The 24,114-nt window shown below is 72.9% G+C and carries 21 protein-coding genes; 16 read left to right on the top strand and 5 right to left on the bottom strand.

From position 1 onward, the window contains the following. Nucleotides 1-352: 352 nt before the first annotated feature. From ACIBCA_RS32475 to ACIBCA_RS32460, 4 genes are all read left to right on the top strand, one after another. Entirely contained in the window at nucleotides 353-3,094 is a 2,742-nt protein-coding gene (locus ACIBCA_RS32475; RefSeq protein WP_396286647.1) for an ATP-binding protein, read from the top strand. After that, entirely contained in the window at nucleotides 3,095-3,775 is a 681-nt protein-coding gene (locus tag ACIBCA_RS32470; RefSeq protein ID WP_045703856.1) for a response regulator, read from the top strand. It begins immediately after the preceding gene. Between the two features lie 89 nt (nucleotides 3,776-3,864). Then, complete coding sequence (locus tag ACIBCA_RS32465; RefSeq protein ID WP_396286646.1) at nucleotides 3,865-4,272, top strand: OB-fold nucleic acid binding domain-containing protein; 408 nt, start codon at nucleotides 3,865-3,867, stop codon at nucleotides 4,270-4,272. A 2-nt stretch (nucleotides 4,273-4,274) separates the two neighbouring features. After that, on the top strand, nucleotides 4,275-5,054 hold the full coding sequence (locus tag ACIBCA_RS32460; RefSeq protein WP_396286645.1) for a DUF3159 domain-containing protein: 780 nt from the start codon (nucleotides 4,275-4,277) through the stop codon (nucleotides 5,052-5,054). Between the two features lie 80 nt (nucleotides 5,055-5,134). Here the strand turns inward: ACIBCA_RS32460 and ACIBCA_RS32455 are convergent, their stop codons facing one another. Next, entirely contained in the window at nucleotides 5,135-5,806 is a 672-nt protein-coding gene (locus ACIBCA_RS32455) for a potassium channel family protein (protein ID WP_396286644.1), read from the bottom strand. Next, entirely contained in the window at nucleotides 5,806-6,474 is a 669-nt protein-coding gene (locus tag ACIBCA_RS32450; RefSeq protein ID WP_396286643.1) for a potassium channel family protein, read from the bottom strand. Before ACIBCA_RS32450 ends, ACIBCA_RS32455 begins: the two co-directional genes overlap by 1 nt. A 269-nt stretch (nucleotides 6,475-6,743) precedes the next feature. Between ACIBCA_RS32450 and ACIBCA_RS32445 the strand changes: the two genes are divergently transcribed. Next, nucleotides 6,744-8,819 carry an APC family permease gene (locus tag ACIBCA_RS32445; protein WP_396286654.1) on the top strand — a complete coding sequence of 692 codons (2,076 nt, stop codon included), beginning with the start codon at nucleotides 6,744-6,746 and terminating at the stop codon, nucleotides 8,817-8,819. Between the two features lie 437 nt (nucleotides 8,820-9,256). Further along, a complete protein-coding gene (locus ACIBCA_RS32440) occupies nucleotides 9,257-10,552 on the top strand; it encodes a class I SAM-dependent RNA methyltransferase (protein WP_396286653.1) in 1,296 nt (431 codons plus the stop codon). A gap of 61 nt (nucleotides 10,553-10,613) precedes the next feature. Here the strand turns inward: ACIBCA_RS32440 and ACIBCA_RS32435 are convergent, their stop codons facing one another. Next, on the bottom strand, nucleotides 10,614-10,808 hold the full coding sequence (locus ACIBCA_RS32435) for a hypothetical protein (RefSeq protein ID WP_396286642.1): 195 nt from the start codon (nucleotides 10,806-10,808) through the stop codon (nucleotides 10,614-10,616). Between the two features lie 426 nt (nucleotides 10,809-11,234). Here ACIBCA_RS32435 and ACIBCA_RS32430 point away from each other — a divergent pair, with 426 nt between their 5' ends. The 4 genes from ACIBCA_RS32430 (at nucleotide 11,235) to ACIBCA_RS32415 (ending at nucleotide 15,787) form a co-directional block, all read left to right on the top strand. After that, entirely contained in the window at nucleotides 11,235-12,185 is a 951-nt protein-coding gene (locus ACIBCA_RS32430; RefSeq protein WP_396286641.1) for a LysR family transcriptional regulator, read from the top strand. Between the two features lie 160 nt (nucleotides 12,186-12,345). Next, a complete protein-coding gene (locus ACIBCA_RS32425) occupies nucleotides 12,346-14,943 on the top strand; it encodes a collagenase (RefSeq protein ID WP_396286640.1) in 2,598 nt (865 codons plus the stop codon). Between the two features lie 182 nt (nucleotides 14,944-15,125). Beyond that, nucleotides 15,126-15,362, top strand: coding sequence for a toxin-antitoxin system HicB family antitoxin (locus ACIBCA_RS32420; RefSeq protein WP_396286639.1), 237 nt, complete (start codon nucleotides 15,126-15,128; stop codon nucleotides 15,360-15,362). Nucleotides 15,363-15,391: 29 nt separating this feature from the next. After that, nucleotides 15,392-15,787 carry a fic family toxin-antitoxin system, toxin component gene (locus tag ACIBCA_RS32415; RefSeq protein WP_396286652.1) on the top strand — a complete coding sequence of 132 codons (396 nt, stop codon included), beginning with the start codon at nucleotides 15,392-15,394 and terminating at the stop codon, nucleotides 15,785-15,787. 81 nt (nucleotides 15,788-15,868) lie between these two features. Here ACIBCA_RS32415 and ACIBCA_RS32410 read toward each other — a convergent pair whose 3' ends face one another. Next, nucleotides 15,869-16,741 carry a GNAT family N-acetyltransferase gene (locus ACIBCA_RS32410; protein ID WP_396286638.1) on the bottom strand — a complete coding sequence of 291 codons (873 nt, stop codon included), beginning with the start codon at nucleotides 16,739-16,741 and terminating at the stop codon, nucleotides 15,869-15,871. A gap of 271 nt (nucleotides 16,742-17,012) precedes the next feature. On the opposite strand from ACIBCA_RS32410, the gene ACIBCA_RS32405 reads away from it, so the two are divergent. The 6 genes from ACIBCA_RS32405 to ACIBCA_RS32380 all read left to right on the top strand — a co-directional run bounded on the left by ACIBCA_RS32405 (nucleotide 17,013) and on the right by ACIBCA_RS32380 (nucleotide 22,415). After that, nucleotides 17,013-17,969: a RimK family alpha-L-glutamate ligase gene (locus tag ACIBCA_RS32405; RefSeq protein WP_396286637.1), complete on the top strand. Its 957-nt coding sequence runs from the start codon at nucleotides 17,013-17,015 to the stop codon at nucleotides 17,967-17,969. Next, complete coding sequence (locus ACIBCA_RS32400; RefSeq protein ID WP_396286636.1) at nucleotides 17,966-18,802, top strand: RimK family alpha-L-glutamate ligase; 837 nt, start codon at nucleotides 17,966-17,968, stop codon at nucleotides 18,800-18,802. The genes ACIBCA_RS32405 and ACIBCA_RS32400 overlap by 4 nt, the downstream gene beginning before the upstream one ends. A 71-nt stretch (nucleotides 18,803-18,873) precedes the next feature. Further along, a complete protein-coding gene (locus ACIBCA_RS32395; protein ID WP_396286635.1) occupies nucleotides 18,874-19,725 on the top strand; it encodes a putative RNA methyltransferase in 852 nt (283 codons plus the stop codon). A 125-nt stretch (nucleotides 19,726-19,850) separates the two neighbouring features. Continuing rightward, nucleotides 19,851-21,218: an AAA family ATPase gene (locus ACIBCA_RS32390; RefSeq protein WP_396286634.1), complete on the top strand. Its 1,368-nt coding sequence runs from the start codon at nucleotides 19,851-19,853 to the stop codon at nucleotides 21,216-21,218. Continuing rightward, a complete protein-coding gene (locus ACIBCA_RS32385; RefSeq protein ID WP_396286633.1) occupies nucleotides 21,215-21,625 on the top strand; it encodes a nucleotide pyrophosphohydrolase in 411 nt (136 codons plus the stop codon). The genes ACIBCA_RS32390 and ACIBCA_RS32385 overlap by 4 nt, the downstream gene beginning before the upstream one ends. Before the next feature lie 157 nt (nucleotides 21,626-21,782). After that, nucleotides 21,783-22,415, top strand: a complete 633-nt coding sequence (locus ACIBCA_RS32380; protein WP_396286632.1) for a DUF6099 family protein — start codon at nucleotides 21,783-21,785, stop codon at nucleotides 22,413-22,415. 844 nt (nucleotides 22,416-23,259) lie between these two features. On the opposite strand, the gene ACIBCA_RS32375 is transcribed toward ACIBCA_RS32380, so the two are convergent. Next, nucleotides 23,260-24,003 (bottom strand): DUF4386 domain-containing protein, encoded by a 744-nt coding sequence (locus tag ACIBCA_RS32375; RefSeq protein ID WP_396286631.1) that lies wholly within the window; start codon nucleotides 24,001-24,003, stop codon nucleotides 23,260-23,262. Nucleotides 24,004-24,114 lie beyond the last annotated feature (111 nt).

The raw sequence follows: 24,114 nt of genomic DNA, 5'->3' as shown, positions 1-24,114 counted from the left end.
AAGCTAAGCCTCATAGCGCCGATGGTACTGCAGGGGGGACCCTGTGGGAGAGTAGGACGCCGCCGAACAATCATTGTGAAGAACCCCCATCCGGGATCCGGATGGGGGTTCTTTGCGTTTCCGGAAAGCCCGGGATATCCCGGATATCCCCGGACTTTCGGAGGCCCGTCCACCCCGCCGGATGGGGGGTTCAGGGCCCGGGGCCGCTGTGACACCGTCAAAAAGCCGCTAAAAGAGCCTGCTCAGAGCACGGATCAGCGGAAATCCTCCTCGCTCGACCGTAGTGTCGAAGGGGAGGGGAACAGGTGTCCGGGGGTGGCTCCCGGGCTGGGCCGGATCAAGAATGGTGCTCATGGGACGAGGCAGGCTGCGGATCTATCTCGGGGCGGCCCCCGGGGTCGGCAAGACGTACGCCATGCTCGCCGAGGCGCACCGGCGCCAGGAGCGTGGGACGGACGTCGTGGTGGCGTTCGTGGAGGACCACGGCCGGCGGCGGACCGCGGACATGGTGGCCGGGCTGGAGATCGTGCTGCGGCAGCAGGTCGTCCACCGGGGGGCCAGGTTCTCCGAGATGGACCTGGACGCCGTGCTCGCCCGGCGCCCCGAGGTGGCGCTGGTGGACGAGCTGGCGCACACCAATGTGCCGGGGTGCCGCAACGCCAAGCGCTGGCAGGACGTCGAGGAGCTGCTAGCGGCCGGGATCGACGTGGTCTCCACCGTGAACGTCCAGCACCTGGAGTCGCTGGGGGACGCGGTCGAGGGCATCACGGGCGTGCGGCAGCGCGAGACCGTCCCGGACGAGGTGGTGCGGCGGGCGGACCAGATCGAGCTGGTGGACATGTCCCCGCAGGCGCTGCGGCGCCGGCTGGCGCACGGCAACGTGTACGCGCCGGAGAAGGTCGACGCCGCGCTCGCTAACTACTTCCGGCCCGGCAACCTGACGGCTCTGCGCGAGCTGGCGCTGCTGTGGACCGCGGACCGGGTGGACGAGTACCTGCAGAAGTACCGGGCCGAGCAGGGCATCGAGGGCGTCTGGCAGGCCCGGGAGCGGATCGTCGTCGGCCTGACCGGCGGCCCGGAGGGGGCGACGCTGATCCGCCGCGCGGCCCGCATCGCGGCGCGGGTCTCCGGTGGTGAACTGCTCGCCGTCCACATCTCCCGCTCGGACGGTCTGGCGGGCTCGGGCTCGCCGCAGACGCTGATCGAGCAGCGCGCGCTGGTGGAGAACCTCGGGGGCTCCTTCCACAACGTCCTGGGCGACGACCCGGCCGGCGGGCTGCTGGACTTCGCGCGGGGTGTGAACGCGACCCAGATCGTGCTGGGCACCAGCCGCCGGCCCGGCTGGCAGTACCTGTACGGGCCGGGCGTGGGCACCACGGTGACCCGGGAGGCCGGGGACATCGACGTCCACATGGTCACCCACGAGCACGCCGGGCACGGCAGGCGCAACAAGGTGCCCGTGCGGCGGGTGACCGACCTGGGGCGGCGCCGGACGGTGGCGGGCTGGCTGGTCGGGCTGGCCGGGCCGCCGCTGCTGGCGGTGGTGCTGACGGCGATCGGCGGGCTGGGCCTGTCGACCGACATGCTGCTGTTCCTGTCGCTGACGGTGCTGGCCGCGCTGGTCGGGGGCCTGCTGCCCTCCATCGCCTCGGCCCTGGTCGGCTCCTCGGTGCTGAACTACTACTTCACGCCGCCGCTGCACACCTTCACCATCAACGAGCCGCAGAACATCATGGCGGTGGCGATCTTCACGGTGGTCGGCATCTCCGTCGCCTCGGTGGTGGACCTCGCCGCCCGGCGCACCCATCAGGCGGCCCGCGCCCAGACCGAGGCGCGCACACTCAGCGCGCTGGCCGGGACGGTGCTGCGCGGCGCCCCGAACGGGGACGGAGTGCTGACGGCGCTGATGGAGCAGGTGCGGGAGACCTTCGGGCAGGAGAGCGCCGCGCTGCTGGAGCGCCCCGAGCCGATGGGCCCCTGGGTGCCGGTGGCGGTCGCCGGGCCGCGCCCGCCGGAGCGGCCGGACGACGCGGACGTGGACGTGCCGGTCGGTGAGAGCCTGGCCCTGGTGCTGCGCGGCCGGGTGCTGCCCGGCGGGGACCGGCGGCTGCTCGGCGCCTTCGCCGCCCAGGCCGCCGTGGTGCTGGAGCGCCGTCGGCTGACCGGGGAGGCCGCCGCGGCCAGGCGGGAGGCGGAGGGCAACCGCATCCGCACCGCGTTGCTGGCCGCCGTCTCGCACGACCTGCGCACCCCGTTGGCGGGCATCAAGGCTTCGGTGAGCTCGCTGCGGTCGGCGGACGTCGACTGGGACCCGGAGGACGAGGCGGAGCTCCTCGCCGGGATCGAGGCGGGCGCCGACCGGCTGGACCACCTGATCAACAACCTGCTCGACATGAGCCGGCTGCACACCGGCACCGTCACCCCGCTGATCCAGGAGACCGACCTCGACGAGGTGGTCCCGTACGCGCTCGGCGGCGTCGCGCCGGAGTCCGTGCGGCTGGAGGTGCCGGAGACCCTGCCGATGATCCGGGCGGACGGCGGGCTGCTGGAGCGCTCGCTGGCCAACCTGGTCGAGAACGCCGTCAAGTACAGCCCGGAGGGCGTGAAGGTGCTGGTCAAGGCCGAGGCGCTGCGGCGGCCCGGCGGGCCCGGCCGGGTGGAGCTGCGGATCGTCGACCGGGGCCCGGGGGTGCCCGAGGACGCCAAGGAGCGGATCTTCGCGCCGTTCCAGCGCTACGGGGACGCCCCGCGCGGCGCCGGGGTGGGCCTGGGGCTCGCGGTGGCGCGCGGGTTCGTCGAGGCGATGGACGGCACCGTTACCGCCGAGGACACCCCGGGCGGCGGCCTCACCATGGTCGTCAGCCTGCCCGCCGTCGAGTGGCCCCCGGACGCGCCCGAGCCGGTCGAGTCGGACCAGCCGGTCGAGTCGGGTCAGCCGGTCGAGCCGGACGAAGTCGTCGAGCCGGACCAGTCGGACGAGTCGGTCGAGCTGGTCGAGCCGTCGGAGCCCGGGATGGCGAAAGTCGTACCGTCAGTTAGTTCCACCGTCATCGAGTCAGACAGCTCAGACCGCACTGAAAGGCGGAGCCCGTAAATGACCCGGGTCCTCGTCGTGGACGACGAACCGCAGATCGTCCGCGCGCTGGTGATCAACCTCAAGGCCCGTAAGTACGAGGTCGACGCGGCCCATGACGGCGCCGGCGCCCTGGAGCTGGCCGCCGCCCGCCATCCGGACGTCGTCGTCCTGGACCTGGGGCTGCCCGACATGGACGGCGTCGAGGTGATCCGCGGCCTGCGCGGCTGGACGCGGGTGCCGATCATCGTGCTGTCGGCCCGGCACGCCTCCGACGAGAAGGTCGAGGCCCTGGACGCGGGCGCCGACGACTACGTCACCAAGCCCTTCGGGATGGACGAGCTGCTCGCCCGGATGCGCGCGGCCGTCCGGCGCGCGGAGCCCGTCGCGGGGGAGGACGACTCGCTCGTCGTCACCGAGAGCTTCACCGTCGACCTCGCCGCGAAGAAGGTCAACCGGGACGGCACCGACGTCCGCCTCACCCCGACCGAGTGGCACCTGCTGGAGGTGCTGGTCCGCAACGCCGGCCGGCTGGTCAGCCAGACCCAGCTGCTCCAGGAGGTGTGGGGGCCCGCCTACCGCACCGAGACCAACTACCTGCGGGTCTACCTGGCCCAGCTGCGCCGCAAGCTGGAGCGCGACCCCTCGCACCCGCGTCACTTCATCACCGAGCCGGGCATGGGCTACCGCTTCGAGAGCTGAGCCCGAGCCGGTTCGGGAGCGTCCCGGAGAGTGACCCCCCGGCGGCCGACGCCTGCCGTCGGGGGGCCGGAAACCGGTACCCTTCCGGCATGAGTGGTGACAAGAACGGCGACCAGCCCCAGGGCCGCCTGCGCCGCATGCTCAGTCGGCTGACCTCCTCGACCGAGGAGCTGCAGGCCGAGGAGCTGCGCCAGGAGAGCGCCGCGGAGTCGGGCAGCCGTCCGATCGCCGCCTGCGGTGACCGCGACCTGGTCACCGTCGCGGGCACGCTGCGCACGGTGACGCTCCGGCCGCGGGCCGGGGTGCCGGCGCTGGAGGCCGAACTCTTCGACGGCACCGAGGCGTTGGACGTGGTCTGGCTCGGTCGCCGCTCGATCGCGGGCATAGAACCCGGCCGCCGGCTCGTCGCCAGCGGCCGCATCAGCCACGCACGCGGGCGCCGCGTGCTGTTCAACCCCCGATACGAGTTGCGTCCGGTCGGACACGGGAGCGAATGAGCGTGAGCAACCAGCCCGGCGGTGACGCCGCCACCCGGCTCGGCCCCGACACGGCCGCCCTCCAGGGGACCGCGGTCCCCTCCCCGGAGGCCCCGGCGCCGCTGACCCCCGAGGAGGAGGCCGCCCGCAGGGCCGCCGCCTCCAAGGAGGCCGCCGACACCGTCCTGAAGGCTTTCGGCGGCGTGCGCGGCATGATCGACATGACGCTGCCCGGCCTGGTCTTCATCGTCACGTACAACCTGACCCACCAGGTCAGCAGCGCCGCCTGGGCCGCACTCGGCCTGAGCGGCCTGTTCGTGGTGGCCCGGCTGGCGCGGCGGGAGACCATCCAGCACGCCTTCAGCGGCGTCTTCGGCGTCGCCCTGGGCGCCTGGATCGCGATGAAGAGCGGCAAGGCCGAGGACTTCTACCTGCCGGGCCTGCTGTGGAACGTCGCCTACTGCGCGGGCTTCGCGCTCTCCGCGCTGGTGCGCTGGCCGATGATCGGCCTGATGCTCGGGCCGATCACCGGCGAGATGTTCACCTGGCGCAAGGAGAACCCGGGCCGCTTCCGCGCCTACACCAAGGCGACTTGGGCCTGGGTGGTGATCATGGGCCTCAAGCCCGTGATCCTCTTCCCGCTGTACTTCACCCACAACGTCAACCTGCTCGGCTGGCTGAAGGTCGCCCTCGGCATCCCGCCGATGCTGCTGGCGATGTACGTGACCTGGCAGATCCTGCTGAAGGCGCCGCCGCCGATCAAGGCGCAGCTGGAGGAGGACGAGGAGGAGCCGGCCAAGTAGCCGGCCCGCACGTACGGGCACAAGACGCAGGGCCCGCACCCTTTCGACGGGGTGCGGGCCCTGCTGCGTGCCGTGCGGTCCTACTGGGCGCCGGGGGAGGACGAGAGCAGCTGCTCGAGCTCCTCCTCGCGCTCCTGCGCGGCGACGAAGAGCAGCTCGTCGCCGCCCTCCAGGGTGTCGTCCTTGCCCGGCACGAGCACCCGGCCCTCGCGGATGATGGTCACCAGCGCGGTGTCCTGCGGCCAGGCGACGTCGCCGACGCGGGTGCCGACCAGCTCGGTGTCGGCGGCCAGGGTCAGCTCGACCAGGTTGGCGTTGCCCTGGCTGAAGCGCATCAGGCGCACCAGGTCGCCGACGCTGACGGCCTCCTCGACCAGCGCGGACATCAGGCGCGGGGTGGACACGGCCACGTCCACGCCCCAGGACTCGTTGAAGAGCCACTCGTTCTTCGGGTTGTTCACCCGGGCGACGACCCGCGGCACCGCGTACTCGGTCTTGGCGAGCAGCGAGACGACCAGGTTGACCTTGTCGTCGCCGGTCGCGGCGATGACGACGTGGCAGCGCTGCAGGGCGGCCTCGTCCAGCGAGGTGATCTCGCAGGCGTCGGCGAGCAGCCACTCGGCCATGGGGACCCGCTCCACCGAGATGGAGTTGGGGTTCTTGTCGATCAGGAGGACCTCGTGGCCGTTCTCCAGCAGCTCGCCCGCGATCGAGCGGCCGACGGCACCGGCCCCGGCAATGGCGACCCGCATCAGTGACCCTCCTCCTTCGGCCCCTGCGCGAACGCGGCCTCCACGGCCGTCAGGTCGCCCCGGCGCAGCATCACGTGCACCAGGTCGCCCTCCTGCACCACCATCTGCGGCGAGGGCAGCACACCCTCGCCGAGCCGGGTGACGAACGCCACCCGGGCGCCGGACGCCTCCTCCAGCTGGCCGAGGCGCCGGCCCACCCAGGCCGGGTCGTACGCGACCTCGGCGAGCTGCACGCCGCCGCTCGGGTCCTGCCACAGCGGCTCGGCGCCGCTGGGCAGCAGCCGGCGCAGCATCTGGTCCGCCGTCCAGCGGACGGTGGCGACGGTCGGGATGCCCAGGCGCTGGTAGACCTCGGCGCGGCGGGGGTCGTAGATCCGGGCCGCGACGTTCTCCACGCCGAAGGTCTCCCGGGCCACCCGCGCGGCGATGATGTTGGAGTTGTCACCGCTGGAGACGGCGGCGAAGGCGCCGGCCTCCTCGATGCCCGCCTCGCGCAGGGTGTCCTGGTCGAAGCCGACACCGGTCACCCGGCGCCCGTTGAACCCGGCGCCCAGACGGCGGAACGCCGTCGGGTCCTGGTCGACCACGGCCACCGAGTGACCCTGTTTCTCCAGCGCTCTGGCCAGGGCCGAGCCCACGCGGCCGCAGCCCATGATGACGATGTGCACCGGCGCCTACCTCACGCGTTCCGTAGGGGTCTTGACCTGCGCAAACACCGATCATCTCCGTTTCCCGCCCGGCTCTGTGCGGGGCGAGTGCTGTGTGGGGGGCCGACTCGGGGAGGCTCCGAACGGCGTCGACGAGGGTCGACAACGTCAGTGTTGCCCGCCGACTCGTATCCGACACGCTAGCCGGTCCGTACAACACAGTCGCGATGAAGGGGGGTAACTCCGGCGCAAGCTCGCGGAGGGAACCCCTACGATTCCTTAACGTGCCTATGCCGACTGACCTACCGAAACGCATCCTGATCGGGCGTGCGCTGCGCAGCGACAAGCTGGGCGAAACGCTCCTGCCCAAGCGGATCGCGCTGCCCGTCTTCGCCTCGGACGCGCTCTCCTCGGTCGCGTACGCCCCCGAGGAGATCCTGCTCACGCTCTCCGTCGCGGGGGCCTCGGCGATCCACTTCTCCTGGCAGATCGGCGTCGTCGTGGCGATCGTGATGCTCGCCGTGGTCGCCTCCTACCGGCAGAACGTCCACGCCTATCCCAGCGGCGGCGGCGACTACGAGGTCGCCACCGTCAACCACGGCCCCAACGCGGGCCTGGTGGTGGCGAGCGCGCTGATGGTCGACTACGTGCTGACCGTAGCCGTGTCCACCGCCTCGGGGGTGGCCAACGTGGTCTCCGCCGTCCCGGCCCTGCGCGGGCACGAGGCGGTGCTGTCGGTGGTCGTGATCGTGGTGCTGATGGGGATGAACCTGCGCGGTGTGCGCGAGTCCGGCTCCGCGTTCGCCGTCCCCACCTACGCCTTCATGATCGGCGTGGTCGGGATGGTCGGCTACGGGTTCTTCCGCAGCACCGTGCTCGGGCAGGACATGCCCGCCGAGAGCTCCGGGTTCACGCTCGAGGCGACCCCGGGCAACGGCTCGCTGGCCGGGTTCGCGATGGTGTTCCTGCTGCTGAAGTCCTTCTCCTCCGGCTGCGCCGCGCTGACCGGTGTGGAGGCGATCTCCAACGGCGTGCCGGCGTTCCGCAAGCCGAAGAGCAAGAACGCGGCCACCACCCTGCTGATGATGGCCTCGATCGCCGTGGTGATGTTCATGGGCATCATCTGGCTGGCCCGCCTCACCCACGTGCAGATGGCCGAGAACCCGGCCGAGCAGCTCGTGGGCTCCGGGTCGGGCTACCACCAGAAGACGGCGCTGGCGCAGATCAGCGAGGCCGTGTTCTCCGACTTCACGCCGGGCTTCTACTTCGTCGCCGCCGTCACCGGCCTGATCCTGGTGCTGGCCGCCAACACCGCCTTCAACGGCTTCCCGGTGCTCGGCTCGATCCTCGCCCAGGACCGCTACCTGCCCCGGCAGCTGCACACCCGCGGCGACCGGCTGGCCTTCTCCAACGGCATCATCCTGCTGGCGATCGCCGCGATCGTGCTGGTCCTGGCCTTCGACGCGGACCCGAACCGGCTGATCCAGCTGTACATCGTCGGCGTCTTCGTCTCCTTCAACATGAGCCAGTCCGGGATGATCCGGCACTGGACCAGGCTGCTGCGCACCGAGACCGAGCCGGCCAAGCGCCGCCACATGCAGCGCAGCCGGGCGATCAACACCTTCGGCCTGGTGATGACCATGGCCGTGCTGATCGTCGTGCTCGTCACCAAGATCAGCCACGCCTGGATCGCGATCGCGGCGATGGCCGTGCTGTTCGTGATGATGAAGGGCATCCGCCGCCACTACGACCGGGTCTCCGAGGAGCTCCTGGCCGTGGAGGAGGCCGACGACACGGTGATGCCCACCCGGGTGCACGCGATCGTGCTGGTCTCCAAGCTGCACAAGCCGGCGCTGCGGGCCATCGCGTACGCGCGGCTCGCCCGGCCGCACACGCTGGAGGCGATCACCGTCAACGTCGACCCGGACGACACGGCGGCGCTGCGGCGGGAGTGGCACGAGCGGGGCATCGAGGTGCCGCTGAAGGTGCTGGACTCGCCGTACCGGGAGATCACCGGGCCGGTGCTGGACTACGTGAAGAACCTGCGTCGCAGCAGCCCGCGCGAGGTGGTGTCGGTGTACATCCCCGAGTACGTGGTGGGCCGCTGGTACGAGCACCTGCTGCACAACCAGAGCGCGCTGCGGCTCAAGGGGCGGCTGCTGTTCAAGCCCGGGGTGATGGTCACCTCGGTGCCGTGGCAGCTGGAGTCCTCGGAGCGCCGCAAGCCGCAGAGGGCCTGGTCGGCGCCGGGCGCCGTCCGCCGTGGCGAGCCGCGGGCGCCGAAGGCCGTACAGTCGAAGGATTCCGTGCGCACCGGTTCGACCGGCGGCGCGCCCACCGACCGCAGCAAGGACTCCGACCAGTGACCCGCAACACTCCGTCCCGTTCCTCGGGCTCCTCCTCCGGCAAGGGCAAGGGCGGCGCCCGCCGGGGCGGCTCCCAGCCCGGGCAGGTGGCTCGTCCGCGCTGGGGCCGTCCGGCCCGCCCGGAGGCCACCGACCGCGACGGGCTGACGGCGCGCACCGCGCCGGTCGTGCCGGGGGAGCCGGAGGAGCGCAGGGCCGAGAAGCCGGCCAGGGCCGCGAAGGCGGACAAGCCGGCCAAGGGCGGAGCGCAGCCGGCGAAGGGCGAGAAGCCGGCCAAGGGCAGCGCGCAGCCGGCGAAGGGCGCGAAGGCTTCCGCCGCGTCGGGCGGCGCCGGGGGCAAGGCGCCGCGCAAGCAGGCGGTCCGGCCGCCGAAGGCACTGCGGGCGGGCGCCGCCCCCGTACGGGCGCAGCGGCCGCAGGCGCCGTCCGGGGAGCCGCTGGCCGGTGAGCGCTACGAGGTCGAGGTCGGCCCGGTCGCGCACGGCGGCGGGCACTGCGTGGCCCGGCACGAGGGGCGGGTGCTGTTCGTGCGGCACGCGCTGCCCGGCGAGCGGGTCGTCGCGCTGGTGACCGAGGGCACCACCACCTCGCGCTTCCTGCGCGCGGACGCGGTGGAGGTCCTGGAGCCGGCCAAGGAGCGCATCGAGGCGCCGTGCCCGTTCTCGGGCCCCGGCAAGTGCGGCGGCTGCGACTGGCAGCACGTCACCCCGGGTGGCCAGCGCAAGCTCAAGGCGTCGGTGCTGACGGAGCAGCTGGCCAATCTGGCCGGGCTCACCCCGGAGGAGGCCGGCTGGGACGGCAGCGTCGAGCCGGTCGGCGACAAGCTGCCCGCCGGGCAGGTGCCGGCCTGGCGCACCCGGGTGCAGTACGCGGTGGACGCGCAGAGCGACAAGGTCGGGCTGCGCAAGCACCGTTCGCACGAGCTGCAGCCGATCGACCGCTGCCTGATCGCCGCCGAGGGCGTCACCGAGCTGGGCGTCGAGGCCCGTGACTGGCCGGGCGTCGCCACGGTCGAGGTGATCGCCGCGACCGGGTCCTCGGACCGCCAGGTGGTGCTGACCCCGCGTGACGGCGCTCAGCTGCCGATCGTCGAGCTGGACAAGCCCGTCTCGATCGCCCGCGTGGACGACCACGGGGGCGTGCACAAGGTGCACGGGCGCTCCTTCGTGCGCGAGCGCGCCGTGGGGCGGACCTGGCGGATCAGCAACGGCGGCTTCTGGCAGATCCACCCCGAGGCGCCGGACACCCTGGTCGACGCCGTCCTGGACGGACTGGACCCGCAGTGGGGCGAGAACGCGCTCGACCTGTACTGCGGCGTCGGTCTGTTCGCGGGCGCGCTGGCCGACCGGGTCGGTGAGGACGGCGCGGTGCTCGGCATCGAGTCCTCCAAGCAGGCGGTGGCCGACGCCCGGCACAACCTGGCCGTGCTGGAGAACGTGCGGATCGAGTGCGACAGGGTCGAGACGCTGCTGCCGCGCACCGGCATCACCGCCACCGACCTGATCGTGCTGGACCCGCCGCGCGCGGGCGCCGGGCGGGAGACCGTCGCGCACCTGGCGGGCCTGGAGGCGCGGCGCATCGCGTACGTGGCCTGCGACCCGGCGGCGCTGGCGCGGGACCTGGCGTTCTTCCGCGAGGGCGGGTACCGGCCGGTGTCGCTGCGGGCCTTCGACCTGTTCCCGATGACGCACCACTTCGAGTGCGTGGCGATCCTGGAGCCAGCCGGGCAGTGACCCGGTGAAGACGGAAGGAGGCGGTCACCCCCGGGGGTGACCGCCTCCGCCGTATGTCCCGCTAGTCGTTGTGTTCCTCTTCCTCGGCGCGGTGCGGCAGGTCGATGCCGTGCTGCGCGGCGAGCCGCAGGAGCGTGGCGACCCGGCCCTCGTACGCCTGGACGCCGTCGGCGTCCCCTTCGGCCCGGGCCGCGGCGAGGTCCTGCCGGGCCTGGGCGAGCTGCTCGCGCAGCTCCTGGTCGAACATGGCTGTCATCTGCCGGCCTCCGCACCGGTCGGTGCCGCTCGGGGAACGCTCAGGAGTGTTCAGGGGTATTCAGGGGTGTTCAGGAGTGTTCAGAGTCCCGGATGGTGAAGGACTCTTCAAGTCTCCCGCCTCCCGGGCGGGGCGCGGCGGGGAGGCGATCGGCCCCGGGGGACGGTCCGGGGACGGCCCGGGGACGTCCGGGCCGGGGTTGTCCAGGCCGGGGATGTTCGGGCCGGGATGCCCGGCAGAGTGCAAAGCCCGGGTAAAAGATGACGGTCAAAGGGCCGATCGGGCCGTGTCAGGGGCTTGACGAGGCAATTCGCCGGGGCGAAGGTGAGCCGCTGACATGTCATGTGTGCCGTTGCACCGCCCGTCCCCGGCAGAGGCCGCGTGACCGTCGTCGCGCGTCGTCGTGGGAGCGGGAGGGGGAGCGTCATGGAGCTGGAGCTGCGGCACCTTCGGGTGCTGTGTGCCATCGCCGACACCGGGAGCGTCGGCCGGGCCGCCGCCCTGCTCGGCGCCTCGCAGCCGGCGACCAGCACCCAGCTGCGCCGGATCGAGCGCCACCTGGGGGCGCCGCTGTTCGAGCGGACGGCCGCCGGGGTGGCGCCGACGGGCTTCGGGGCGGAGGTGGTGGCCGCCGCCCGGGAACTGCTCACCCGGGCCGACGGCCTGGGCCGCCGGACGCAGGGCGACACCGACCCGGCCCCGCGCGAACTGCGGCTGGCGGCCACCAACTCGCCGATCCTGCCGGGCCTGGTCACCCGGGCCCGGCACCAGCGGCCCGGGCAGCGCTTCACCCTGTCCTCCGTCTACCGCTCCTCGGACATCGTCGACCTGCTGGAGCGCGGCGAGGCCGACGCGGCCGTGGCGGTGGACTACCCGGGGCGGGAGCTGCGGCACTCCGCGGCCGTCGCGCACCGGGGGATCGTCACCGAGCCGGCCTTCGTCGCGCTGCCGGCCGGTCACCGGCTGCGCCACAACACGGAGGTGGCGCTGGTGGACCTCGCGGGGGAGGAGTGGTTCCTGACCCCGGACGACGGGGTCGGCTGGCACCGGGTGTTCCACGGGGCGTGCGCGGCGGCCGGGTTCGCGCCGGCGACGGTGCACGAGTACCTCGGCGGGCGGCTGGAGCTGCAGGAGATGATCGCCGCCGGGCTCGGCGTCTCCGTCGTGCAGGCGACCACCCGGCCGCTGGCGGAGGTGGTCGTCAAGCCTCTGGTGGGGACGCCGATCTGGATGCGGCAGCTGCTGGTGTGGCGGCCGGCCGGGGTGGGCGGGGAGGTCGTGGAGACGCTGTTCGGGGCGGCGGCCGCGGCGTACCGGGACCTCATCGCGGCGGCGCCGACCTTCCAGGCGTGGGCCGCGCGGACGTACCGGTCGTAGGGGCTCCGGCGGGCGGCCGTGTTATGGCTGGCTCCCCTGATGTCATATGACCTGTGACATTGTTCTGACGGATGCCCGCTGGCAGGATCATGACCGTTCCCCCCATGCCCCCACGGCACGTCCTCCCCGCGCCTCCCCCACAGGAGAAGGGCCCCCACCAGTGCGCCATCGGATACCCCTCCCCACCCTGCTGGCCGGCTTCGTCGCCGGCTGCTGCGCCGCCGCGACCCTGCTGCCGGCGGTGGCCTCCGCAGCCCCCGTCCCGTCCGAGAAGCCGTCAGCGGGCGCCCCGGCGAAGGCCGATCCGGCCTCCGTCGTGCCCGAGCCGCTGGGGGCCTTCCTCACGGCCTCCCCCTCCTCGGAGGAGCTCGCGCCGGTCGCGGCCCCGCTGCCGCCGGCGCTGCTCGGGCAGGTCGTGATGGGCCAGCCGGCCGGTACGACCGTCCAGATCGCCGCCCGGCCCTCCTCGGCCTCGCCCGTCGCCAAGCCCGCTGCCAAGCCGGTGGCCTCCGCCCGTACGGCTGCCGCCGCCGCGAGCTGTACGCCCGCCGACTTCGGCAGCCGCAGCGGGGCGGACCTGGTCTCGTTCCTCAACGGGGCGAGCACGGACTGCGTCAACACCCTGTTCAACGTCACCGGCACCGACGCGGGAAGCATCTTCAAGGAAGACAAGATGCTCACCGTCACCAAGGCCCTCCAGGCCCAGGCGCCCGGCTACACCGGCGACAACTCCACCGGCATCCTGCAGCTGGTGCTCTTCCTGCGGGCCGGCTGGTTCGTGCAGTCCCACAACGCGGACGCCGTGGGCCCGTACGACGGCGCGCTCACCACCGCCTCGCGCGCCGCGCTGGACGCGTTCTTCGCGAACCCCCACCGCAAGGACGTCAGCGACGCCAACGGCACGGTGCTCACCGAGGTGCTCGTCCTGACGGACAGCGCCAACGTGCAGGGCGGCTACCTGGACGTCTACAAGCAGATCCTGAACAGCTACGACAACTCGTACAACGCCTTCCCGAAGATGCTCAAGGCGGTCAACTCGATGTTGTCCGCGCCGCTGTGGCGCGGCAACTGGAACCCCGACTTCCAGGCCGCCGTCGCCGCGGACCCGAGCGTGGCCACCGCGCTGGGCTCCTTCGCGCTGGGCCACACGGACCTGCTCGGCACGGCCAACGAGTACCTGGACGTCAACGCGGGCAACGACCTCGGCCGGATGGCCGGCGACGGGCCGAAGGTCGAGGCGGCCGTCAAGGGGCAGGTCAAGGCCGTCCTCGACGGCGCGCAGATCACCGGCGTCACCGGCCCGCTGTACGTCCACACCGCGTTCAACGCCAACTACTACGACGGCGGCCTCTGTTCGTACTACGACATCTGCAACCTGCCGGCGAAGCTGACCGCGGCCGTGCTGCCCAACCAGCTGGTCTGCGACAACCGCACCATCCTGACCGAGGCGCTCTCGCCCGCCGACCTCGCCGCCGTCTGCACCAGCCTGCGCGGTGAGGACACCTTCTTCCACAACATGGTGAAGGACAACGGTCCGATCCCCGGCCAGTACGACAAGAACCTCACCCTCGGGGTCTTCGCCAACCGGGCCGACTACCTGACGTACTCCTGGGCGATCTTCAACAACTCCACCGACAACGGCGGACAGACCGTCATGGACCCGACGGACCCGAACAACCGGGCCGTCTGCGTGATGTACCAGAAGGCGTGGAACGACGGCTTCACCGCCAACGTGTGGAACCTCAACCACGAGTACACGCACTACCTGGACAACATCTACGACATGAAGGGCAACTTCTCCACCGAGATCTCCGTCCCGGACATCTGGTGGATCGAGGGCGTCGCCGAGTACGAGTCCTACGCCTACCGCGGCACCACCGACACCCAGGCGATGGAGGAGGCCGCGAAGCACACGTACAAGCTGAGCACCGTCTTCCAGAACACGTACGGCAACTCGGACACCGTGCGCACCTACCCGTGGGGCTACCTGGCCGTGCGGTACATGTTCGAGAAGCACCCGGCGGACGTCCAGACCATGCTCGGCCACTTCCGCGCCGGTGACTACCAGGGCGGCTACGCGGTCTACAACGGCCTCGGCACCTCCTACGACGCCGACTTCGACGCCTGGCTCGACCAGTGCGCCGGCGGGGCCTGCTACGCGGCCGGCCCGACCTCGCTGATCGGCCAGTCCGTCAGCGGCGCGACCGTCTCCCTGACCGACAAGTCCGTGCAGACCGGCTCCGGCCGGATCGTCTCCTGGCACTGGACCTTCGGCGACGGCGCCTCCTCCGAGGAGCGCAACCCCAGCCACACCTACGCGGACAAGGGCTCCTACACCGTCGCCCTGACCGTCACCGACGACACCGGCCGCACCGCCAGCACCCCGGCGACCGTCACCGTCGCCACCGGCGGCGGCACCACCGCCCCGCCGACCTGCACCGACCAGCGCACCGACGCGCTCGGCAAGAACTGCTCCCGGCCGGGCCTGTCCGCCACCGCCGGCAACGTGGACTACCTGTACGTCTACCTGCCGGCCGGCACCAGCACCCTGAAGATCACCACCACCGGGGGCACCGGCACCGCCTACCTGTACTACAGCGACTCCACCTGGGCCTCGCCGAGCTCCTTCACCGCCTCCTCGACCAACGCCGGGACCACGCAGAGCATCACCGTCAGCAACCCGACCGCCGGGTACCGCTACGTGAGCCTCTACGCGAAGACCGACTTCAGCGGGGTGACGGTCAGCACCCAGTTCTGATCCTCCCGTTGTGCTCCGGGGCCGGGTCCGCGGCGGTTCGCCGCGGACCCGGCCCCTTCGCGTGTCGGGGGCCGGTTCGGGGGCCCCGATGACGGGCAGGTAGCCCAGGGGCGTGCGGGAGGTGTGCGGGCGGTGTGCGCGCGCCCTTGTTGTGCTAGCACATCGGCGCTAGCTTGAAGGGTATGGGTAAGAAGCAGCTGAACGTGAGGGTCGACGCCACGACCGCTGAGATGGCCCGGGAGCGGGCGGAGCAGCAGGGGATCAGCATGAACCAGTACATCGAGCGCCTGGTCCAGCAGGACATGGGCGAGTCCGGACGCGCCTTCGTCGACGCCGCCGCCCAGTTCATGAAGGAGTACGAGACGGCGTTCCTCGCCGAGTTCGCGGAGCCGGGAGACCTGCAGGACGTGCGCCGTTGAAGCTGGAGATCGACCTCTCGTGGCTGCTCATGACCGCGGAGCAGTACACGCCCGGTGACCCGCAGGTCACCGACTACGGCTCGCTGCTCGCGGCCGTCACCCGGCACCAGGCGGAGATCTTCGACATCGCCGTCTACCCCGAACCGCACGACCGCGCCGCCGCGTTGATGCACCAGTTGATCCGGGTGCCGGCGCTGGAGAAGACCAACGAACTGTTCGCCACCGCCGTCGCGTACGCCTACCTCGTCGCCAGCGGCTGCACCGTGGCCACCACCGCCCGCGAGGTGCGCAGCCTGTCCCGGGCGATCCGGGAGGGGCGGCTCGGGGTGTCGGGGGTCGCGGAGAGGCTCGCGGCCTGGGTGGTCGACGAGGCCGAGGGGGAGGGGGTCAGCGGGGCGGAGGACGAGGACGAGGACGACGAATGACCGTGTCGTCCTCACCCTCGCGTCTTGGGCCCTGTCCGGGCGATCTTGCCGGGACAGGGCCCAGTGCCGCGTCGGGCAGCACTAGTTCTGGGGAGCGGGCTCCGCGATGAGGGCCGTCGCGAACGGGCGGAAGCCGATGCGGCGGTAGATCCGGGCGACGTCCTCGTCCGCGGCGGAGAGGAAGAGCGTCCGCACGCCGTTCGCCCGGGCGTCCGCGACCAGGGCGGCCGTGACCGCCAGGCCCAGGCCCCGTCGGCGCGCCGCCGGGAGGGTGCCGACGCCGGCCACCTCGGTGACCGCGCCCACCGGGTTGTGCTGGCCGGCGCAGAGCACGACGACGGCGCCGCCGTCCGTGCGCTCGATCGCGGCGGCCAGGGCGGAGGCGCCCGAGGCGATCCGCCCGGAGGTGCGCTCCACCCAGCCCTCGGCCGTCAACTTCTCGGCGGTCGCGGCCACTTGGGCCGAGCCTGCGGTGCCGATGGCCGTGCCGGGCTCGCCGAAGGCCAGGTGTGGGACGGCGACGGCGGTCGCCAACTCCGGTGCGTCGAAGGCCAGGACACGCACCTCGACGCCCTCGGGTAGGGCGGGCGCCGGGGCCGGCTCGTCCTGCGGGCCCAGCACCAGCAGCGGGTGCTCGTGCACCGTCAGCCCCGCCGCCTCCACCGCCGCGCGCAGCTCCGGGTCGTGCTCGGCCACCCACTCGAAGGCCTCCGGGACGCCCAACTCGCGCTGGCGCTCCAGCACTCGGCGGACGTCGTCGACGGTGACGGCCGGGCCGTCGTGGCCGAGGGCGGGGCGGGCGTAGAACGGCCAGCCGGTGCCCTCGCGGACGAACAGGGTCAGCGGGCCGAAGTCCTCGGTGCGGGCGCCGCCGCGCGGCACGGCGTCGTAGTAGCGCTCGATCTCGTCCAACAGGGCGCGGTCGACGTCGTGTTCATGATCGGAATTAGTCACGGACCGTATCCAACCAGCCGCATGGAAGGACCGCCACCTCTTTGGCACGACCGGTCTGACCGGGGATCTTTGGCGTTCCTTGGGGAGTTCTTGGTACGCCTATTGTTGCCGAACGCTTACGAGATCGCGGCGATCTTGCGGGGAGAGCGCGTGGCATGCTGAGGCTTTTCATACTGGGGCTTTTCACGCTGGGACTCCCGTAGCGCCGCCGGGGAAGGCGGGGCGGAGGGCGTCGAGGCCGAGGCCGAGGGAGAGGGGGGAAGTCAGGCCCATGAGGCTCTGCTTTCTGGTGGAGGAGCACTACCGGAGCGACGGCATGCCGCTGGACGTGGCGCGGCAGCTGACCGTGTGGGGGCACCGGGTGGACGTGCTGCGCCCCGGCGACTCGCTGATGGCGATCTCCGAGGCCGTCCGGGCCGGCAGCCACGACGCGTGGGTGCTCAAGACCGTCTCCGGCGGCCCCGGGCTGACCCTCCTGGAGGCGGCCGCCGCCGTCGGCCTGACCACCGTCAACGACGTGCGCTCCATCCGGGGCGTACGGGACAAGGCGCTCGCCGCCGTCATCGCCCGCACGCGCGGGCTGCCCGTGCCCGTCACGTACGCGGCGGCGCGCTGGGAGCGGCTCGCCGAGATACCCGCCGCCGAGTACCCGCTGGTGGTCAAGCCCGCCGACGGCAGCTCCGGGCGGGCCGTCCACCTCGTCGCGCACCCCGAGGAGCTGCTCGCGCTCGGGCCGGCGCTCGCCGGGGAGGGGCTGCTGATCGCGCAGCCGTACGTCCCGAACTCGGGGACGGACCTGAAGGTGTACTGCGTCGACGGCGAACTCTTCGCGACGGAACGTTCCTCCCCGCTGCACCCCGGGCAGGGCGTGCGCGAGCGGCAGGTGCCGCTGCCGGCGGAGGTCGCGCGGATCGCGGCGCAGGTGGGGGAGGTGTTCGGGCTGGACCTGTACGGGGTCGACGTGCTGCTCGGGCCGGACGGGCCGGTCGTGGTGGACGTCAACGACTTCCCGAGCTTCCGGCAGGTGCCGGACGCGGTCGCGCGGGTGGCGCGGGCGGTGCTGCGGCTCGCGCGCAGCGGGACGGCGGTGTCGGTGCCGGGTGTGGTGGAGGCGGGGGTCGTCAAGGCGGGCGTCGTGGAGGCGGGAGCTCTGGAGCCGGGCGTCGGGGAGCCCGGTTCGCTGGTGCCCGGGCTCGGGGCGTACGGGCGGCTGGGGGCGGCACTGTGAGGGTCGGGCTGATCGCCGTCGACCCCGGGCATCCGGTGCTCGCGGCGACCGTGGAGCTGCTGGGGCGGCGGGGGTGCGAGGTCGTGTGGGTCCGGGAGGCGGGGGAGGCGGTGGACGTGTGCCTGCTCAAGGCCCACGGGCCGCAGTTCCTGGCGCTGGCACGGGAGTTGGAGGCGCGGGGCGTTCCCGTGGTCAACTCGGCGGCGGCGACGGAACTCTGCCAGGACCGGGTGCTGATGGCGCGGCGCGCGGAGGAGGGCGGGCTGCCGTTCGCCTCGACGCTCTTCACCGGGCGGCTGGGTGGACTCGCCTCTCCCGCTTACCCGTTCGTGGTCAAGAGCCGGCACAGTCGGCGGGAGGACCTGGTCGCGCGGGTGGACGGCGCGGCGGGGCTGCGGAACCTCCTCGGGCGGTGGGCCGAGGAGCCCGTCGTCGTCCAACCGTTCCTGCCGGGGACGGGGTGGGACCAGAAGCTGTGGGTCGTCGACGGGCGGGTGTTCGCGGCCCGGCGGCGCTCCGAGCTCTGGGCCGCGGGCCCGCCTGCCGCCGGGCCCTGGGAGGCGCCGGCCGAGCGGGCTGAGCTCGCGCTTCGGGCGGGCGAGGTGTTCGGGCTCGACGTGTACGGGGTCGACCTGTTGGACGGGGCCGGGGAGCCGGTCATCGTGGACGTCAACGCCTTCCCCGGGATCCGGGGGCAGGAGGGCGCGCCCGAGGCGCTGGCGGGGCTGGCGATGCGGGTCGCGGAGTCGGGGCCGGGCTCGTCGGGCCTGGCCTCGCCGGGCCTGGCCTCGCCGGGTTCGGCTTCGTCGGGTTCGGCTTCGTCGGGCGTCTAGGCTGGCTGACCAGGGCCCGGCCCGTACGGTCGGAGTCGGAGTCGGGTCGAACGGCGAGGGAAGACGGAACGTTGCTGCAGGACATCGAGCGCTACCTGACCTGCCCCCACTGCGCACAGGCCCTCGCCCCGCACGAGCGCACCCTGCGCTGCGCCGCCGGGCACAGCTTCGACCTCGCCAAGCAGGGATACGTCAGCCTCCTCGCCGGTGACGCCCACACCGGTACCGGTGACACCGCCGAGATGGTGGCCGCCCGGGCCGACTTCCTCGCCGCCGGGCACTACCGGCCCATCGCGGAGGCGCTGGCCTCGGCGGCGGCCGCCGCCGTTGCCGTTGCTGGAGAGGGGGCCGGGGACGGGCTCGTCGCCGACCTCGGGGCCGGGACGGGGTACTACCTGGCGCAGGTCCTCGACGCCCTGCCCGGCAGGGCCGGGGCCGCCCTCGACATCTCCAAGTTCGCGCTGCGCCGCGCCGCCAGGGCCCACCCCCGGATCGGCGCGGTCGTCTGCGACGCCTGGCGCCCGCTGCCGCTGCTCGACGGCTGCGCCGACCTGATGCTGAACGTCTTCGCCCCGCGCAACGGGCCCGAGATCCGGCGCGTCCTGCGGCCCGGCGGCACCCTGCTGCTGGTCGCCCCGACCGGGCGGCATCTGCGCGAACTCGTCGGCGCGCTGGGGCTGTTGTCCGTCGACGAGGACAAGCAGCGGCGGATCGACGACAAGCTCGGGCCGTATCTGACGCCGGCCGGGCGGCGGGAGGTGGAGTTCACCCTGCGGCTCGGGGCGGCGGACGTGCGCACCGTCGTCGGGATGGGGCCGAGCGCCTGGCACACCGACGCGCGGCGGCTCGAGGACGCGCTGGCGGGGCTCGCGGACCCCGTCGAGGTGACGGCCTCGGTGACGGTCGCGGAGTACCGGCGCTGAGCGTCAACGGTGCGGGTGCCGTCGGGGTGGCGGCGGCCACGTTGGGATGAATCCGGGCGCGTTTTGTTTGCGCCGGAACGTTTCGGCCGACGGGCCGGTGGCGGGCCGGGGCTAACGTCCGACGGGTGAACCGCGACGCCAGTCGGCCCGCCGCGCCGGCCCACCCCCGACCGTCCGTCCCGCAGTCCGGCGGGCCTCCCGCCGCCCCGGCGCCGTCCGTACCGCGCCCGACCCTGGAGCGGCTGCGGCTCGCCTCCTTCAAGTCCTACCGGCGCGCGTCCCTGCCGCTCGCACCCCTGACCGTGCTGCACGGGCCCGCCGGGGTCGGCAAGTCCAACGCCCTCGACGCGCTGGCCGTCCTCTCCCGGCTCGCCCTCGGCGAGGAGATCGCCGACTCCTTCGACGGGCTGCCCGACCGCCCCGGCCCGCTCGCCACGCCCGTCCGCGGGGGCCTCGACGGATGCCTCCCGCACGGCGGCGTGGCGATCGGCCTCGGCTGCACCGTCCGCTCGCCGCACGGGGTGATCGGGCTCGACCTCGTCATCCGCCCCGACGAACCGGTCCGCGTCGTCCGCGAGACGCTCACCCTCGACGGGAAGACCCTCGTCGACACCGGCGAACAGGACCTGCGGCGGCGGCGCGTCAACGTCTGCTGGCACAACGACAGCCGCCAGGGCGACATCCGGGCGCCCCTGCCCAGCAGCAGCATGATCACCGCACAGCTGCCGCTGCGGGTCGCCGGCTCCTCGCGCGGCGAACGCAAGGTCCTCGCCGCCGCCGAGGACCTCCTCACCGCGCTGCGCGAGGTCTTCCCCCTCCACCCCGTGCCCGCCCTCATGCGCGGCTGGGCGCGCGCCGACCCCAACGCCAGGCTGCGCAGCAACGCCGCCAACATCTCCGCCGTCATCGACCGGCTCAGCAACGAATGCCCGCGCCGGTACGGGAAGTTGCTGCGGGTCGCGCAGGCCGCCGCGCCGTACTCGCTGCTCGGGCTCGACCTCGACCGCCGCGACACGGCGGCCGGGCGGCGGGTGCTCACCGTCTTCGACGAGGGGCTGCGCGGGCGCACCCGGGCCGACCAGGCGTCGGACGGGATGCTGCGCCACCTCGCGTTCGCGGCGGTGCTGCTCACCGGGGCCGGGGTGCTCGACCTCGACGTGGCCGTCGAGGTGCCGTGGGCGCACCGGCAGCTCACCGTGCTCGCCGACGACCTCGGGGCCGGGCTCTCCGCCGAGCAGACCGGCTCGCTGCTGCGGCTGGCGCGGGACATGGCGGGGCGCAACCAGCTGCGGGTGGTGGCGGCCTTGCAGGAGCCGCAGGCGGCGCGGGAGGCCGCGTCGGAGGCGCGCGCCGGGGAGGAGGTGGTGCTGGTGGAGTGCCGGCGCGACCCTGCGTCGGGGCTGACGGTGCTGCGGCCGGAGAGCCCCGTCTCCTCGGCCCGGGTACCGGGGCAGCGGGTGGCGGGGGCGGATGGGGTAGACCTGGGGGAATGAGCGAACGAGTGACGGGGCCCGCGGCCTCCGGCGGTGCGCCGACCCTGGAGGAGCTGCGGCAGCGGCTGGTGGACTTCGCGGCGGCGCGGCGGTGGGAGCCGTTCCACACGCCGAAGAACCTGGCGGCGGCGCTGAGCGTGGAGGCGGGCGAGCTGCTGGAGATCTTCCAGTGGCTCACGCCCGAGCAGGCGGCCGAGGTCATGTCCGACCCGGACCGGGCCCACCGGGTGCGCGACGAGGTGGCGGACGTGCTTGCGTACCTGGTGCAGTTCTGCACGGCGGTCGGGGTGGACCCGCTGGCGGCCCTCGCGGCCAAGATCGAGCGCAACGAGCACCGCTTCCCGGTGCCGGGGGCCGCTTCCGTCAACCCGAACGTCAATCCGGACGCGGGCGATCAACCCTTGTGAGGGACGGAAGTTATCCACACCCCCGGGTTATCCACAGGATTTCCGAGGGTGGATGCGGGGCCTCGCCGTTTTCCGCACGCTTTCGCCGTGACCACCTGAACCGCCGACCGGTGGTGACGGTGGTCGACGGAGACGGCGAGCGAGAGGAGCGGTGGCCATGGAGGCGCTGCGACTGATCAAGACGGCCCGGCACGCGTTGGCCGAGGCGAGACACGTACCCGACGTCCTGGCGGAGGCGCGGCAGGCCGCGCTGCTGACGGAGGCGGTCGGTGCCCGGCTGGCGGACCTGGACGACGACGAGCTGACGGGCCTGGGCCAGCAGCTCTCCGAGGCGGGCGCGCACGCGGCGGTCTGCCTGGACCGGTCCGTCGTGCGGGCCGCCCTGGTGAGCGGCGGAAGGGTCGGCAGGCTCACCGAACTCGGCGACCTGGGGCCGGCGTTGGGCGCGCTCGACGGCCTGCTGCGGGACGTCGGGGAGACGCTGGTGGTGCTGGCCTGCGGGGCCGACACCGAGAGCCTCTACTGGACGTGCATCGACGGCGTGGACGCGGTGTCGGACTGCAAGGACCTGGCCGGGCGGCTGCGGGAGGCCGCGTGCCGCTCCGGGGCCGGGGAGGTCACGGCACTCGGCGGGGCCCGGGCGGAGCGGGCCGACCGGGGGTCACCCTTACTCGTGGTCCGGCTCGGCCCGCCGGGTGAGGGCGGGCCGAAGGAGGAGGCGCAGGCGCCGCCGGGTCATCGAGTACCGGGTGCGGCTGGAGCTTCGGAGGTGTCGGTGCCGACGGGGTAGCCGGAGGACTGCAACGCGGCGAGGTCCGCGGTCACCGTGGCGAGCAGTTCCTGCATCTGCTCCAGCAGACTCATGGGCGCACCGCTCGGAAGCGGCGGTGTGGCAGACGTATCGGACATGACGGGACCTCTTCGGATCGGTAGCGCGGTGAGAAACGGCCGGCGGTGGCTCGGCCGGAGCGACGGAGGTGGCTGCTGCCCGGCCACCGCGGGCACACACCTCCGCCGCAGCAACCAACGAACCGTTCCGACAGGGGGTCACCGATCACCACCCGATGCGGTCCAACCCCGGTACGGGGTAAGCCTCCCGGGTGAGCCGGGGTTGCCGTCGGGAGACGGCATGGGTAAGGCGCGCGTGCGGGCGGGGCCCGCAGTGGCGGAGGAGGGTGGCGGGGCGCGCGCGAGGCGCGCAGGTGAGTGGGTGAGCGGCGGGCGCGCTGGACGGCCTGCGGATGGTGCTCGGCGCCGGGCATTCACGGCGCCGAGCAGACCAAAAGGGACCCGCGAGAAGCAGGCATGGGCCCCGCGCCGCGAGCTCGCGGCGCGGGGCCCCGGGAAAGACGTGGTGGGTGGCCCCACGGGCGTGGTGCGGGAGCATCACGCGAGGATCCCGCTGGCCCGCGCCCCCGGCGCGGGCCAGCGGGAGGGTGCAGGTGCCCGGCGCGGGTGGGGTGGGTTGCTGGGCGCTGGGGTATGCCCCAGCGCCCAGCAACCCCGGGGAGGGGGAGGGGGAGGGGGAGGGGGAGGCAGACAAGGGGTAAGAGTTTGCCCCCGGCGCCGCGCGTTTCGCGGCGCCGGGGGCAGTACCAAGGCGGCATCGCACCCGTCCTGCGGCCCGGGGTGCTTCATGCTCCAGCTGGGCGCTTGGAGCCTGCGCGGATAGGTGGCCGGTCATGGCCGGCGGCGGTGGCATCGGTCGCGCCGGTAGTCGGTTTGAATCCCTTGACGATGAGCCAGATGGCCAAGGTCAGCTCCCAGACGAACACCGGTATCGCGGTGAGCGCCCCCACCCCGGAGACCTGCTGGTAGAGACCGAACAGCTCGGCGATCGCGGAAGCGAAGATCAGCGGGCCGCCGACCAGCCCCAGCACGGCGATGAAGCGCGGCACGAGCTGCGAGCGGTACATCAGGTACGCCACCACCGTCGTGTTGGCTCCGCAGATGAAGTCGGGCCCGAGCAGGAACGTCCAGTCGTGGACCGCGACCAGCGCTCGGCCCGTGGTGAGGAGGGAGGCTGGATCCGCCCCTTGCGGCGGATGCTGACGCAGCGTCACGACTGAGAGAAGGCTGACGATGCCGACGGCGATGACGGCGGCCTCCAGCGTGCGAAGGCCGACGTAACCGACGGCCAGGCCTTCGCTGTGCCGCCGAGTGACGGGGAACAGTGCGAACGCGCTGCCGACGATCGCGATGGCGAGGACCACCTCGAAGAGGGCGCCCAGGAGCACCCGGGTGTCCGCGCCCCGGCCGACGATGTAGTCGGCGTCGTGCAGCACCGGGCTGTACAGGATGAGCCCGCCTATCGAGGTGACGTGGGTGACGAGGTAGCACACGCCCGCCGCTGTCGCGAGCTTTCTCGGTGAGGCCACCGGGACTCCTTGGGTGATGTGGTGCGCCGCAGGTGTACGGCGTACACCTGCGGTCGTCACAGTATGGTGTACCGCGTACACCCGTCAAGAAGGGATCGGCGACGACCGGTC

This window comes from Kitasatospora sp. NPDC051170, assembly GCF_044455705.1.
In the GTDB taxonomy this organism is placed as follows: Bacteria; Actinomycetota; Actinomycetes; order Streptomycetales; family Streptomycetaceae; genus Kitasatospora.
Note: the sequence above shows the minus strand (reverse complement) of the source record. Positions and strands in the feature narration are given on the sequence as shown.

What these genes read in the sequence shown, in the direction of transcription:
- ACIBCA_RS32430 (WP_396286641.1), top strand. Translation starts at nt 11,235, where the DNA reads ATGGAGCTGGAGCTGCGGCACCTTCGGGTGCTGTGTGCCATCGCCGAC.
- ACIBCA_RS32415 (WP_396286652.1), top strand. Translation starts at nt 15,392, where the DNA reads ATGACCGCGGAGCAGTACACGCCCGGTGACCCGCAGGTCACCGACTAC.
- ACIBCA_RS32420 (WP_396286639.1), top strand. Translation starts at nt 15,126, where the DNA reads ATGGGTAAGAAGCAGCTGAACGTGAGGGTCGACGCCACGACCGCTGAG.
- ACIBCA_RS32405 (WP_396286637.1), top strand. Translation starts at nt 17,013, where the DNA reads ATGAGGCTCTGCTTTCTGGTGGAGGAGCACTACCGGAGCGACGGCATG.
- ACIBCA_RS32455 (WP_396286644.1), bottom strand. Translation starts at nt 5,806, where the DNA reads ATGCGGGTCGCCATTGCCGGGGCCGGTGCCGTCGGCCGCTCGATCGCG.
- ACIBCA_RS32470 (WP_045703856.1), top strand. Translation starts at nt 3,095, where the DNA reads ATGACCCGGGTCCTCGTCGTGGACGACGAACCGCAGATCGTCCGCGCG.
- ACIBCA_RS32465 (WP_396286646.1), top strand. Translation starts at nt 3,865, where the DNA reads ATGAGTGGTGACAAGAACGGCGACCAGCCCCAGGGCCGCCTGCGCCGC.
- ACIBCA_RS32385 (WP_396286633.1), top strand. Translation starts at nt 21,215, where the DNA reads ATGAGCGAACGAGTGACGGGGCCCGCGGCCTCCGGCGGTGCGCCGACC.
- ACIBCA_RS32475 (WP_396286647.1), top strand. Translation starts at nt 353, where the DNA reads ATGGGACGAGGCAGGCTGCGGATCTATCTCGGGGCGGCCCCCGGGGTC.
- ACIBCA_RS32435 (WP_396286642.1), bottom strand. Translation starts at nt 10,808, where the DNA reads ATGACAGCCATGTTCGACCAGGAGCTGCGCGAGCAGCTCGCCCAGGCC.
- ACIBCA_RS32445 (WP_396286654.1), top strand. Translation starts at nt 6,744, where the DNA reads ATGCCGACTGACCTACCGAAACGCATCCTGATCGGGCGTGCGCTGCGC.
- ACIBCA_RS32380 (WP_396286632.1), top strand. Translation starts at nt 21,783, where the DNA reads ATGGAGGCGCTGCGACTGATCAAGACGGCCCGGCACGCGTTGGCCGAG.